Origin of the sequence: Paraburkholderia sp. RL17-368-BIF-A (genome assembly GCF_046054045.1) — a bacterium.
In the GTDB taxonomy this organism is placed as follows: Bacteria; Pseudomonadota; Gammaproteobacteria; order Burkholderiales; family Burkholderiaceae; genus Paraburkholderia; species Paraburkholderia graminis.
In genome coordinates this window covers 85,013-97,352 of the sequence record NZ_JARESN010000007.1, presented here as the reverse complement: position 1 = coordinate 97,352, position 12,340 = coordinate 85,013, and the positions used below count along the sequence as shown (strand labels likewise).

The following is a 12,340-nucleotide window of genomic DNA, read 5'->3' as shown; positions in this document are numbered from 1 at the left end:
AAGCGCCCGGCGGGTAGGTCGGACAGGGGACGTCGTGTAGCAATCGCGGGTCAGTTGGCGCTCACAGCGCCGGCAGAACCATCGCGTGAGCCGCTTCGTTCTGGCGCACACGGAACGCCGCCAGCTTCTCCGCGTATTCCGCGCTCGTGCCGCTGAGGATCGACACGGCAAAGAGCGCTGCATTCGCCGCGCCCGCCTCGCCGATCGCAAAGGTCGCGACAGGCACGCCCTTGGGCATCTGCACGATCGAATGCAACGAGTCGACGCCCTTCAGATACTTGCTCGCCACCGGCACGCCGAGCACCGGCACCGTGGTCTTGGCGGCCAGCATGCCCGGCAGATGCGCCGCGCCGCCCGCACCCGCGATGATCGCGCGGATGCCGCGCTCGCGCGCGCTTTCAGCATAGGCGAACATTTCGTCCGGCATGCGGTGCGCCGACACGACCTTCGCTTCGTACGGCACGCCGAATTCCTGCAGAATCGCGACGGCGTTCTTCATCACTTCCCAGTCGGAGCTGGAGCCCATCAGCACGCCGACAACCGGCGCGCCATGCGTATGGGCGGTCTGTGCTTCACTCATCTTGCGGCTTTCCTCTTGCGGCTTCGCTGCTATGGGTTGGCGGGTCGGAAGCGGTCAGGCGAGCTTGTGCCCGGTCAGACGTTCGAGCGCTTCCTGGTATTTTTCGCCCGTCTTCTGGACCACGTCGTCCGGCAGCTTCGGCGCGGGCGGCTCTTTCGCCCAGTCCTGCGTTTCGAGCCAGTCGCGCACGAACTGCTTGTCGAACGACGGCGGATTCGTGCCGACCTGATACTGGTCGGCCGGCCAGAAGCGCGACGAATCGGCGGTAAGCGCTTCGTCCATCAGATACAGCTTGCCGTGGTTGTCCAGACCGAACTCGAACTTCGTATCCGCGATGATGATGCCGCGCGTCGCCGCATAGTCCGCGGCTTCCTTGTACAGCCGGATCGAGATGTCGCGGATCGTGGCCGACAGTTCGGTGCCGATGCGGCGTTCCATCTCGTTGTAGGTGATGTTTTCGTCGTGATGGCCCATTTCGGCCTTGGCTGCCGGCGTGAAAATCGGCTCGGGCAGCTTCTGCGCGTTTTGCAGCCCCGGCGGCAATTCCACGCCGCAGACGGAACCGGTGGCCTGGTAGTCCTTCCAGCCGCTGCCGGCCAGATAACCGCGCACCACGGCTTCGACGAGAATCGGCTCCAGGCGCTTGACGACCACCGCGCGGCCCTTGACCTGCTCGACTTCGTCAGCCGCCACGACCGACTCGGGCGCCACGCCCGTCAGGTGATTCGGCACGACGTGCTTGAGCTTCTCGAACCAGAAGTTGGCCATTTCGTTGAGCACGCGACCCTTGTTCGGAATCGGCTCGCCCATGATGACGTCGAACGCCGACAGACGGTCGGTCGTGACGATCAGCAACTGGTCGTTGCCCACCGCATAGTTGTCGCGGACTTTACCGCGGCCGAGCAGCGGCAGCGAGCGGAGCGTGGATTCGTAAAGGGTAGACATCGTCGTGGTTCGCTAAAAGTGAGGCAAAAAAGTGTGAGCGGAACAAAAGGGAAACGCCGTTCCCCGGATGATGCGGGAACGGCGATCTGACGACAACCTGGCCAAACGGCCAGGCGCACAACAAAAAATGACGCAACCGGGAGCTTAACGGGAGCTTAGCGGACGACTTGCGCGAGTTCGCCCGACTTGTACTTCTCCGCGATTTTATCAAGCGAAACCGGCTTGATCTTGCCGGCCTGGCCTTCGCAGCCGAATTGCGTGTAGCGCTCGATACAAATCTTCATCGCGGCTTCGCGCGCCGGCTTCAGATAATCGCGCGGATCGAACTTGCCCGGGTTGGTCGCCATGTAGCGGCGAATCGCGCCGGTGATCGCGAGACGCAGGTCGGTGTCGATATTGACCTTGCGCACGCCGTGCTTGATGCCTTCCTGGATTTCCTCGACGGGCACGCCGTAGGTTTCCTTCATGTCGCCGCCGAATTCGCGGATCTCGGCCAGCAGTTCCTGCGGCACCGACGACGAACCGTGCATCACCAGGTGCGTGTTCGGAATGCGCTGGTGAATTTCCTTGATGCGCTGGATCGACAGAATATCGCCCGTCGGCTTCTTGCTGAACTTGTACGCGCCGTGCGAGGTGCCGATGGCGATGGCCAGCGCGTCGCATTGCGTGAGCTTGACGAAGTCGGCGGCCTGCTCCGGGTCGGTCAGCAGTTGCTCGCGGGTCATCGTGCCTTCCGCGCCGTGGCCGTCTTCCTTGTCGCCCTTCATGGTTTCCAGCGAGCCCAGCACACCGAGTTCGGCTTCGACCGTCACGCCGATCGAGTGCGCCGCTTCCACCACCTTGCGCGACACTTCGACGTTGTACTCGTACGAAGCGACGGTTTTGCCGTCGGCTTCCAGCGAGCCGTCCATCATCACGCTGGTGAAGCCGCTGCGGATCGCCGCCATGCAGACCGCCGGCGACTGGCCGTGGTCCTGATGCATCACGACGGGAATGTGCGGATAGGACTCGACCGCTGCTTCGATCAGATGGCGCAGGAACGCTTCGCCCGCGTACTTACGCGCGCCGGCCGATGCCTGCATGATGACCGGAGCGTTGACCTTGTCGGCCGCCGCCATGATCGCCTGCACCTGCTCCAGGTTGTTCACGTTGAATGCCGGAAGGCCGTAGCCGTTTTCAGCGGCGTGGTCCAGCAGTTGACGCATTGATACGAGAGGCATGCTGTACTCCTTAGATTGAAACGAATTCTTTTGCCGCCGGCATCTTTTGGGCGATCAGAAAGCGAAGCAAGCCGCATACCTGTCGGCCAGCCTGCTTCGCTCGATCAAGCCTGCGCCAGTCGGCCAGTACCGCCGGTCAATACGGCTCGCCGACGCGCACGATCTTCAGCGTGTTGGTGCCGCCGGCCTGGCCCATCGGCTCGCCGACGGTCAGCACGACCATGTCGCCGCGCGACGCATAACCCTTGCCGACGACCGTCTCCAACGCCTGTTGCAACGCCGTGTCGCGGTCGGTGTTCGTGTCCAGATGCAGCGACGTCACGTTGCGGTACAGCGCCATGGCCCGCTCGCTGCCGACGCGCGGCGTGAGCGCGAAAATCGGCACGTGCGTCCAGTGACGCGACATCCACAGCGCGGTCGAGCCGGACTCGGTCAACGCGACAATCGCCTTCGCGCCCAGATGAAACGCCGTGAACAGCGCGCCCATCGCGATGGACTGGTCGATGCGCGTGAACGTGCGGTCGAGGAAATCCTTGTCCAGTTCCGACTGCTCCGACTTCTCGGCTTCGACGCAAATCGCGGCCATTGTCTCGATGGTCTGCACCGGATACTTGCCCGCCGCCGATTCCGCCGACAGCATCACCGCGTCCGTGCCGTCGAGCACTGCGTTCGCGACGTCCGACACTTCGGCGCGCGTCGGCACCGGCGCGTAGATCATCGACTCCATCATCTGCGTCGCGGTAATCACGAACTTGTTCGATTCGCGCGCCATCCGAATCATGCGCTTTTGCAGCGCGGGGACTGCGGCATTCCCCACTTCCACGGCGAGATCGCCGCGCGCGACCATGATGCCGTCCGATGCGTCGAGAATGCCTTGCAGCGCCGGAATGGCTTCCGCGCGCTCGATCTTGGCGATCATCTTCGGCTTGATGCCATACGGCGCGCCGGCGATGTTCGCGAGCTGACGGGCCATTTCCATATCGGTCGCGTTCTTCGGGAACGACACCGCGACGAAATCGACACCGAGCGACATGGCCGTGCGGATGTCTTCCATGTCCTTGGCGGTCAGCGCGGGCGCTGTCAGGCCGCCGCCCTGGCGGTTGATGCCCTTGTTGTTCGACAGGTCGCCGCCGATCTTCACGATCGTGTGGATCTCGTTTCCGAGCACGCGCTGAACGTTCAGCACGATCAGGCCGTCGTTGAGCAGCAGCACGTCGCCCGGCTTCAGGTCGCGCGGCAGGTCCTTATAATCGAGACCCGCGCGTTCCTGGTTGCCGAGCTCGCAGTCGGCGTCGAGGATGAACGGCTCGCCGGAGACGAGCGTGACCTTGCCGTTTTCGAATTTGCCGACCCGGATCTTCGGGCCTTGCAGGTCCGCCATGATGGCGACCTCGCGGCCCGCCTGGCGAGCCGCCTCGCGCACGAATTCGGCGCGCTGGCGGTGGTCGTCCGCGGTGCCATGCGAGAAATTGAGCCGCACCACGTCGGCGCCTGCCTGAATCATTTGCAGCAGGATCTCCGGCGTGCTGGAAGCCGGTCCGATGGTAGCGACAATCTTGGTGGCGCGATGCATGAGTCTCCTCGTCTGGATAGGATCGCTGGAAAGAGCGCTGCGAGTCGGATGCGGAGGCTGCGCACCGAAAGATGCTGCCAGGGGCTGCGCGCCGGTTGAAACCAGCGTCGCTTTATGGGGTGAAGCGGTATTCGACACCGGCGCGGGGGGCGCGGGTGGAGATGTAGCTGTAGATCCGACGGATTGTTCCGATTCGCTGACCGCCGGCGTGGCTTCGCCGGCGGCAGCTTCGAGTGCGGTGGCCAGCGCGGCGGCAACCGTGCCGGCAAGCTCGGACTCCTTGGCCGCCGTCGCGGCGTCGGGGCGCGCTGTACGCTCCCCCGCCGTTGCTGCCGCGGTGTCGCGCGGCTTGCCGCGCTGACCGTTCGCTTTCGCAGACTTCGCCGTTGGGGAGCGCGCCGCCACGTTAAGCCCGCGATTCCAGAACTTCGACCGCCGGCAGCTTCTTGCCTTCGAGGAACTCGAGGAAAGCGCCGCCGCCCGTCGAGATATAGCTGACCTTGTCGTGGATGCCGTACTTGGCGATCGCGGCGAGCGTATCGCCGCCGCCCGCAATCGAAAACGCCGACGACCTCGCGATCGCGTCGGCCAGCGTCTTGGTGCCGTTGCCGAACTGGTCGAACTCGAACACGCCGACCGGACCGTTCCACACGATGGTGCCGGCCTTTTCGAGTTGCGCGGCGAGCGCCTTCGCGGTGTCCGGTCCGATGTCGAGGATCATGTCGTCGTCTTCGACGTCCGCGACGGCTTTGATTTCGGCCTTGGCGGTCGGCGAGAACTCCTTGGCCGTGACCACGTCGGTCGGAATCGGCACCGATGCGCCGCGCGCCTTCGCTGCGTCGATAATGGCTTTGGCTTCGCTCACCAGATCGGCTTCGGCCAGCGATTTGCCGATCTTCAGGCCCGCGGCCAGCATGAACGTGTTCGCAATGCCGCCGCCGACGATCAGCTGATCCACCTTCTCGGCGAGCGACTTCAGAATGGTCAGCTTCGTCGAAACCTTGGAGCCCGCGACGATCGCGACCAGCGGGCGCTTCGGCGCGCCGAGCGCCTGGCCGAGCGCTTCGAGCTCGGCGGCAAGCAGCGGACCGGCGCAAGCCACGGGCGCGTATTTAGCGATGCCGTGCGTGGTCGCTTCGGCGCGGTGCGCGGTGCCGAACGCGTCGTTCACGTAGATGTCGCATAGCTTCGCCATTTTCTGCGCGAGCTCGTCGGAATCCTTCTTTTCGCCCTTGTTGACGCGGCAGTTTTCCAGCAGCACGACCTGGCCCGGCGCGACGTTCACGCCGTTTTCGACCCAGTTCGCCACCAGCGGCACGTCGCGGCCGAGCAGTTCGGCAAAACGCTTCGCGACCGGCGCGAGCGAGTCTTCCGGCTTGAAATCGCCTTCGGTCGGACGGCCCAGGTGCGACGTGACCATCACCGCGGCGCCCGCGTCGAGCGCGGCCTTGACCGCCGGCACCGAGGCGCGGATGCGGGTGTCTTCGGTGATGTTGCCCTGGTCGTCCTGCGGCACGTTGAGATCGGCGCGGATGAACACTCGTTTGCCGGACAGCTTGCCTTCGGCGATCAGATCGGAGAGACGCAGTACCTTGTTCATGGGCGTTTGTGTGCGAGTTGATGGAAGGCGATGGCGGACGGCGCACACGGCTTTCGGCGCAGCAACTGCGGCGCGTCGGCACGGCGGCCCCACGAAGCGGGAGGCCGGTGCGAACGCCGCGGCGCGGGCGCCAGGCGTTGGCGCGGTCATCCCGGAAAGGGGCATTTTAACTGATCCGCACAGCCTTCTGACCCGCCCGCGGGCGAATCTCCCGTATTCGAATGCCGCGCGCCGCATGCCGCAATGCAACATCGCAACGCCTGAAACTACATCAAAAGGCGCAATACCGTGAACACGATCATTCCGACGACGATCGTACCGAGCATGGTGCGCCGCCACAAAAACCAGCCGAGGCCGGCGAGCGCCGCATAGAACTCATGGTTCGACGGCGCGAACGACAGGCCGTCGGGCGTGCCGAGCACGTCCGGCAGTACGACGGCGGCGAGCGCCGCGGCGGGTGCGTAGCGCAGCATGCGCTGCACGCGCGCCGGCAAAACCGTGCGTTCGCCGCCGATTAGAAACATCGCGCGTGTCACCGCGGTGACGACGGTCATGCCGAGAATGGCGAGCCACACTTCCACGGACGTCATCGCGAATCTCCCGCGCTGTTACGAACGCGGCGCAAGTCGGCGCGCTCGGCCATCAGATCGGCCGCGCTGCCCGCGAGAATCGCCGCGATGACCGCAAGCGGCAGCCCGAGGCGATACGGCAAATCGAAAGCGAGCAACGACACGATGCCCGCGATGCACACGGCCACCAGCGTGGAACGCGTGGCAATTGCCGCGACCATGATGGGCAGCAGCGCCAGCGTGCCCGCGAGCGCGAGTCCCCAGTTATCCGGAATCAGGCTCGCCAGCAGAATGCCCGCTATCGACGCCACCTGCCACGACAGCCAGCTGGACACCGCCATGCCCCAGAAGTACGCCTCCTTGCCGGGCACGTAGCCGGTCGGGAAGTTCTTCTTGAGGAACAGCAGATAGATCACGTCGCCGTTGAAGTAGCCGAGCGCGATACGCCGCCACATCGACAGATAGGAAAAATGCGGGGCAAGGCCGACGCTGAAGATCACGAAACGCGTATTCACCATCGCGGCCGTGAGCAGCACCGTCCACATGGGCAGCTTGGCGGCGAGGAGCGGCAGCACCGCGAGTTGCGACGAACCGGCGTAACACAGCAGCGACATGGCGAGCGCCTGCGGCAGCGTGAGCACGGACTTGCTCATCGCGATGCCGGTGACGAGCCCCCACGAGCAGATCGCCATGAGCGTGGGCGAATAGGCGCGCGCGCCCTCGAGGAAAGCGCGGCGATCGGTATCTGACAGGCGAGCGAGCATGAGGCGAAAAGCGCGGGCGCCGAAGGCCGCGATGAGGAAATGGAGCGAAATCGGCGCCAGGTCGTGAAGCACCCGCTGGCGCGTCCGGATGTGAATTATGCGTGCGCCGAATTATAGCGCCCGACCTGCGTCCAAATGCCCGTTTCGTGTGCAAAAGACGCTAAAATAACGCTCTTCGCTGCACCCCATCGGAAATTTCGGGCGCGTCCCGGCTTTCCCGCGCTTCGGGCGCCCGCGCGAGTCGACGGGCTTGGGGTTCCACACCAACACGCACCTGCTGGAGAACCGTATGTCAATGGCCGACCGCGACGGCAAGATCTGGATGGATGGCAAGCTGATCGACTGGCGCGATGCCAAGATCCATGTGCTGACCCACACGCTGCATTACGGCATGGGCGTTTTCGAAGGCGTGCGCGCCTATAAGACGGCAGACGGCGGCACCGCGATTTTCCGTCTGCAGGAACACACCAAGCGTCTTCTGAACTCGGCCAAGATTTTTCAGATGGACGTGCCGTTCGACCATGAAACGCTCGCCGCCGCGCAGCGCGAAGTGGTCCGCGAAAACAAGCTCGAGTCGTGCTATCTGCGCCCGATCATCTGGGTCGGCTCGGAAAAGCTCGGCGTGTCGGCCAAGGGCAACACCATTCATGTCGCGATCGCGGCGTGGCCGTGGGGCGCTTACCTCGGTGAAGACGGGCTTGCCAAGGGCATCCGCGTGAAGACGTCGTCGTTCACGCGTCATCACGTGAACGTGTCGATGGTCCGCGCGAAGGCGTCGGGCTGGTACGTGAACTCGATCCTCGCGAACCAGGAAGCCGTCGCCGACGGTTACGACGAAGCGCTGCTGCTCGACGTGGACGGCTACGTGTCGGAAGGCTCGGGCGAGAACTTCTTCCTCGTGAACAACGGCAAGCTGTACACGCCGGACCTGTCGTCGTGCCTCGACGGCATCACGCGCGACACGGTCATCACGCTGGCGCGCGACGCGGGCATCCAGGTGATCGAAAAGCGCATCACGCGCGACGAGGTCTACACCTGCGACGAAGCGTTCTTCACCGGCACCGCCGCGGAAGTCACGCCGATCCGCGAACTGGATAACCGCACCATCGGCGCGGGCGCCCGCGGCCCGATCACGGAGAAGCTGCAGTCGGGCTTCTTCGACATCGTCAACGGCAAGAGCGACAAGTACGCGCACTGGCTGACCAAGATTTAACGCGCATTGCACCGCGCGCACCCTGCATACAACGAGAAAGTCTCATGAGCGATATCAAGGAAATGCCGCTGGTCGAACTCACGGCAAAAGACCTCCCGGCGTACTGTCCGAATCCGGCCATGCCGCGCTGGAGCGCGCACCCGCGCGTCTTTATCGACGTCTCGCACGGCGAGGCGCGCTGCCCTTATTGCAGCACGCGTTACAAGCTGCGCGACGGCGAAGTGATCAAGGGTCACTGAACCTCACACCTGAGCGCCGTTCGTCTGCGTCATCGGCTGTCGACTGATTGCGGGCGCGCCGTTGCGGCGTGCCCGCGGCCGACGGCCTTTTCCCTTTACTTTCATTTAAACGAAGCGCCACGCGCATCGCGCGCGGCGCTTCGTTTCGACACCGGACACCCACTCTGATGCGTCGCGCGTTGGTTATCGCACCGAACTGGATCGGTGACGCATTGATGGCGCAGCCGCTTTTTGCGCGCCTCGTGAAACTGCATCCCCGCATGGCGATCGACGCGGTCGCGCCCTCGTGGGTCGCGCCCGTGCTCGAACGCATGCCGGAAATCCGCGACGTCTACGCGACGGATCTCGCGCACGGCAAGCTGCAGATGCTGCGCCGGTGGCAGCTCGCGAGCGACTTGCGCGACGTCGGCTACGACGCGGCCTATGTGCTGCCGAACTCGCTGAAATCCGCGCTGATTCCGTGGATGGCCGGCATCCGGCTGCGCATCGGCTATACCGGAGAAAGCCGCATCGGCCTGTTGAACGTGCGCCACGCGAATCCGCGCAAGGACGAGCGTCCGCCGATGGTCGGCCATTACGCCGCTCTCGCCTACGCGCCCGGCGCGAAGATTCCCGACGACCTGCCGATGCCGCGGCTCGACGCCGATCTGAACGAGGCGGCGCGCGTATCGGCGCGCTTCAATCTCGACACGCGGGTGCCGTTGCTCGTGTTCTGCCCCGGCGCGGAATACGGCCCGGCCAAGCGCTGGCCGCCGGAGCACTTCGCGGCGCTCGCGCAAATGGTCGGCCAGTCGTTTCCGTACACGCAGATCGTCGCGCTCGGTTCGCCGAAAGATGCGCCGCTTGCGCAGGCCATCGCCGAAAAAGCGCCGAACGTGCGCAATCTGTGCGGCCAGACGGCGCTCGGCGAAGCGTGCGCGCTGATCTCGCGGGCCAACGCAGTCGTCACCAACGATTCCGGGCTGATGCACGTCGCGGCCGCGCTGCGCCGACCGCTCGTGGCCGTCTACGGCTCGACCGATCCGCGGCACACGCCGCCCTTGTCGGAGCTTGCGAAGGTACAATGGCTTCATCTCGAATGCAGCCCCTGTTTTCAGCGCGAGTGTCCGCTGGGTCATCTGAACTGCCTGAAGCAGTTGAGCGCCGAGCAGGTTTTCGGCGATTTGCGCGGCATGTTGCTCGCGCACCGCTGAGCCGGCTGACACTTGCACGCAACACCGCACGCCCCTCAGCGCGTCGCGTCATGTTCGCGCCTTGCGGCGCGGGCATTCTGGCGCTCGGGTGCGAATGTCCGGCGCACCGGACTGTCCCGCTGACCGCTGCCTTGCAACCGCGCGCCGCGCACAAGAGACTGACGAGCCATGCCACGTTTTGCCCATATCTTCGAAGCCGCCGCCGATACCCTCAACGCCTATTACCAGGCCGTCGCCGAGGTCAATATCGACAGCCTGATGGGCCTGTGGATCGATGAGGAGTTCGTGAGCTGCATTTGCGCCGACGGCTCGCATCTGCACGGCCTCGAAAGCATTCGCACGGGCTTGCAGATCCAGTTGGAAACCGCGCCGGTCTCGATCGAGCCGCTCGACATTCGCGTCTACGACAGCCTCGGCACGGTCGTTTATGCGATCGCGGAAGCGCATCGTCCGGTCGATCCGAAAGCCACGCCGGCGATGGTCTTCACCACCTACGTGATGGTTCATGAACGCGGCGAATGGCGCATCGCGCACATTCACGCGAGCCCGATGCCCAATGAAGCAGCCAGCCAGTTCGCGACCAAGATGCGGCACGGCCAAGGGTCGCTTCACTGACGCGCGCTCCGCGCCGCCACACTCTCGCTTGAAGCCGGCATGAGCACGCCCCGCAGCAAGTCCCCGTGGGGGACGCCACAAGAGCGCCCCGCTTCCGACGACGCGGCTCGCCCCGCGGCGGCTGTCGAAGCCACTGTGCAAGCAAGCGTCGAAGCCACAATCGAAGCCACCGTCGAGGTCGCCAAAGACCTGCTCTATCGTGCGCCGCTCTGGTTGCCGAACAAACATGTGCAGACCATCGTGCCGTCGCTGTTCGCGCGCCGCCCGGCGGTGTCGTTTCGCCGCGAGCGCTGGGACACGCCTGACGGCGATTTCATCGACGTCGACTGGGTTCGGCACGACAACGTGCCAGCCTCGGTCATGACAGCAGACGCGGCGCTTAGTCAGAGTCCCTCAGCCGAAGCGCCGTTGCTCGTCCTGTTTCACGGCCTGGAAGGCAGCTCCGCCTCGCATTACGCATCGTCGTTGATGGCGGCCGCACGCGAATATGGCTGGCACGGTGTGGTGCCGCACTTTCGCAGTTGCAGCGGCGCGCTGAACCGCTTGCCGCGCTTCTATCATCTGGCCGACAGCAACGAAGTCGACTGGATTTTGCGACGCCTGCGCGCCGCGCATCGCGGGCCGCTCGTCGCCGCGGGCGTGTCGCTCGGCGGCAATGTGCTGTTGCGCTGGCTCGGCGAGCGGCGCGAGGACGCGGCGTCGGTCGTCCACGCCGCCGCTGCGATCTCCACGCCCATCGACGTGCATGCCGGCGGCCGCGCGTTGTCGCAAGGCTTCGGCATGATCTACACGCGCAGCTTCCTCAAGACGCTCAAGCAGAAAGCCGAGCAGAAGCTCGTGCAGTTTCCCGGCCTGTTCGACCGCGGCGCGATGCTCGCGAGCCGTACGATGTACGAGTTCGACAACGTCGTGACCGCACCGCTGCACGGCTTTCGCGATACCGACGAGTACTGGAGCGTCGCCACCACGCGGCCGTTGCTGCCGCACATTCAGGTGCCCACGCTCGTCCTGAACGCGCGCAACGATCCGTTCCTGCCGGCCGAGGCGCTGCCGTCGCGGCATGAGGTGTCGGCGGCGGTGGAACTCGATCAGCCGAGGGATGGCGGCCACGCCGGCTTCATGACCGGACCGTTTCCTGGCCGGATCGACTGGTTGTCGCGGCGCGTGTTCGGCTATCTGGAGCAGCACGTCGATCATGGATGACATCGTCAAACAGGCGTTGGCCAAGTGGCCGAACGTACCGGCTTGCACCGGCTGGCTGATGCTCGACCGGCGCGGCCAGTGGCGCATGCGCGACGAAGCCGCGCAGGCGAGCGGATCGCCCGGCACGCCGATCCGTCACGAAGCGCTGCTCGGCTTCATCAATCGCAATTACGAGCGCGACGAACGCGGGCAGTGGTTCTTTCAGAATGGACCGCAGCGCGTGTATGTCGAGCTGGGCTATACGCCGTGGGTCGTGCGTTTGTCGGTCGAGGCGGACGGCGCGCTCGCGCTGAAAGATCAGGCGGGCAATGGTTTCGAACCGTCGGCCGTGTTTGCCGACGATGAGGGCGGGATTCTGTTCGCCGGTGCTTCCGATCCTGGCAATCCCTCAGCGCCGCCGCGCATCGCCGTTCTGCACGACCACGATCTGGAAGTTTTCGCGGACCACGCGACGCTCGCCGACGACTCTCTAAGCGGCGAATTCCACTGGAACGGCGGCGTCACGTTGCCGCTTCAACCGATACGGCGCGAAGAAGTTGCGTCGCGCTTTGGGTTTGTGGCGAGTCCGGCGGCGATGGTTTGAGGTTCGGCATCTCGTCGCGCAGCTTGCATGCTTCAGAGGAGCG

13 protein-coding genes are annotated in these 12,340 nt (G+C 64.8%); 6 read left to right on the top strand and 7 right to left on the bottom strand.

Annotated elements, in window-relative coordinates:
* Nucleotides 1-61: 61 nt before the first annotated feature.
* From purE to P0D87_RS14245, 7 genes are all read right to left on the bottom strand, one after another.
* The gene (purE, locus tag P0D87_RS14275) at nucleotides 62-580 is read right to left on the bottom strand and encodes a 5-(carboxyamino)imidazole ribonucleotide mutase (RefSeq protein WP_029968172.1); all 519 of its coding nucleotides are present in this window, start codon (nucleotides 578-580) and stop codon (nucleotides 62-64) included.
* Between the two features lie 54 nt (nucleotides 581-634).
* Nucleotides 635-1,525, bottom strand: a complete 891-nt coding sequence (locus tag P0D87_RS14270) for a phosphoribosylaminoimidazolesuccinocarboxamide synthase (RefSeq protein ID WP_006049977.1) — start codon at nucleotides 1,523-1,525, stop codon at nucleotides 635-637.
* 155 nt (nucleotides 1,526-1,680) lie between these two features.
* A complete protein-coding gene (gene fba / locus P0D87_RS14265) occupies nucleotides 1,681-2,745 on the bottom strand; it encodes a class II fructose-bisphosphate aldolase (protein WP_006049976.1) in 1,065 nt (354 codons plus the stop codon).
* Between the two features lie 136 nt (nucleotides 2,746-2,881).
* On the bottom strand, nucleotides 2,882-4,318 hold the full coding sequence (gene pyk, locus P0D87_RS14260; RefSeq protein WP_006049975.1) for a pyruvate kinase: 1,437 nt from the start codon (nucleotides 4,316-4,318) through the stop codon (nucleotides 2,882-2,884).
* Between the two features lie 406 nt (nucleotides 4,319-4,724).
* Nucleotides 4,725-5,918: a phosphoglycerate kinase gene (locus tag P0D87_RS14255; RefSeq protein WP_006049974.1), complete on the bottom strand. Its 1,194-nt coding sequence runs from the start codon at nucleotides 5,916-5,918 to the stop codon at nucleotides 4,725-4,727.
* A 266-nt stretch (nucleotides 5,919-6,184) separates the two neighbouring features.
* A complete protein-coding gene (locus tag P0D87_RS14250; protein ID WP_006049973.1) occupies nucleotides 6,185-6,508 on the bottom strand; it encodes an AzlD domain-containing protein in 324 nt (107 codons plus the stop codon).
* Entirely contained in the window at nucleotides 6,505-7,251 is a 747-nt protein-coding gene (locus P0D87_RS14245; RefSeq protein ID WP_006049972.1) for an AzlC family ABC transporter permease, read from the bottom strand. Before P0D87_RS14245 ends, P0D87_RS14250 begins: the two co-directional genes overlap by 4 nt.
* Before the next feature lie 289 nt (nucleotides 7,252-7,540).
* Here P0D87_RS14245 and P0D87_RS14240 point away from each other — a divergent pair, with 289 nt between their 5' ends.
* The 6 genes from P0D87_RS14240 (at nucleotide 7,541) to P0D87_RS14215 (ending at nucleotide 12,297) form a co-directional block, all read left to right on the top strand.
* Nucleotides 7,541-8,464, top strand: coding sequence for a branched-chain amino acid transaminase (locus P0D87_RS14240; RefSeq protein WP_006049971.1), 924 nt, complete (start codon nucleotides 7,541-7,543; stop codon nucleotides 8,462-8,464).
* Nucleotides 8,465-8,508: 44 nt separating this feature from the next.
* Complete coding sequence (locus P0D87_RS14235; protein WP_006049970.1) at nucleotides 8,509-8,703, top strand: zinc-finger domain-containing protein; 195 nt, start codon at nucleotides 8,509-8,511, stop codon at nucleotides 8,701-8,703.
* A 167-nt stretch (nucleotides 8,704-8,870) separates the two neighbouring features.
* Nucleotides 8,871-9,896, top strand: a complete 1,026-nt coding sequence (waaF, locus tag P0D87_RS14230; RefSeq protein WP_006049969.1) for a lipopolysaccharide heptosyltransferase II — start codon at nucleotides 8,871-8,873, stop codon at nucleotides 9,894-9,896.
* A 168-nt stretch (nucleotides 9,897-10,064) separates the two neighbouring features.
* Nucleotides 10,065-10,511 carry a nuclear transport factor 2 family protein gene (locus P0D87_RS14225; protein WP_006049968.1) on the top strand — a complete coding sequence of 149 codons (447 nt, stop codon included), beginning with the start codon at nucleotides 10,065-10,067 and terminating at the stop codon, nucleotides 10,509-10,511.
* Nucleotides 10,512-10,550: 39 nt separating this feature from the next.
* Complete coding sequence (locus P0D87_RS14220; RefSeq protein ID WP_053858701.1) at nucleotides 10,551-11,714, top strand: YheT family hydrolase; 1,164 nt, start codon at nucleotides 10,551-10,553, stop codon at nucleotides 11,712-11,714.
* Complete coding sequence (locus tag P0D87_RS14215) at nucleotides 11,707-12,297, top strand: DUF2946 family protein (protein WP_053858702.1); 591 nt, start codon at nucleotides 11,707-11,709, stop codon at nucleotides 12,295-12,297. The genes P0D87_RS14220 and P0D87_RS14215 overlap by 8 nt, the downstream gene beginning before the upstream one ends.
* The last annotated feature ends 43 nt before the right edge of the window (nucleotides 12,298-12,340 follow it).

Excerpts from the sequence above, each read along its gene's own strand:
- purE (WP_029968172.1), bottom strand. The coding sequence starts at position 580 with ATGAGTGAAGCACAGACCGCCCATACGCATGGCGCGCCGGTTGTCGGC.
- P0D87_RS14270 (WP_006049977.1), bottom strand. The coding sequence starts at position 1,525 with ATGTCTACCCTTTACGAATCCACGCTCCGCTCGCTGCCGCTGCTCGGC.
- fba (WP_006049976.1), bottom strand. The coding sequence starts at position 2,745 with ATGCCTCTCGTATCAATGCGTCAACTGCTGGACCACGCCGCTGAAAAC.
- pyk (WP_006049975.1), bottom strand. The coding sequence starts at position 4,318 with ATGCATCGCGCCACCAAGATTGTCGCTACCATCGGACCGGCTTCCAGC.
- P0D87_RS14255 (WP_006049974.1), bottom strand. The coding sequence starts at position 5,918 with ATGAACAAGGTACTGCGTCTCTCCGATCTGATCGCCGAAGGCAAGCTG.
- P0D87_RS14250 (WP_006049973.1), bottom strand. The coding sequence starts at position 6,508 with ATGACGTCCGTGGAAGTGTGGCTCGCCATTCTCGGCATGACCGTCGTC.
- P0D87_RS14245 (WP_006049972.1), bottom strand. The coding sequence starts at position 7,251 with ATGCTCGCTCGCCTGTCAGATACCGATCGCCGCGCTTTCCTCGAGGGC.
- P0D87_RS14240 (WP_006049971.1), top strand. The coding sequence starts at position 7,541 with ATGTCAATGGCCGACCGCGACGGCAAGATCTGGATGGATGGCAAGCTG.
- P0D87_RS14235 (WP_006049970.1), top strand. The coding sequence starts at position 8,509 with ATGAGCGATATCAAGGAAATGCCGCTGGTCGAACTCACGGCAAAAGAC.
- waaF (WP_006049969.1), top strand. The coding sequence starts at position 8,871 with ATGCGTCGCGCGTTGGTTATCGCACCGAACTGGATCGGTGACGCATTG.
- P0D87_RS14225 (WP_006049968.1), top strand. The coding sequence starts at position 10,065 with ATGCCACGTTTTGCCCATATCTTCGAAGCCGCCGCCGATACCCTCAAC.
- P0D87_RS14220 (WP_053858701.1), top strand. The coding sequence starts at position 10,551 with ATGAGCACGCCCCGCAGCAAGTCCCCGTGGGGGACGCCACAAGAGCGC.
- P0D87_RS14215 (WP_053858702.1), top strand. The coding sequence starts at position 11,707 with ATGGATGACATCGTCAAACAGGCGTTGGCCAAGTGGCCGAACGTACCG.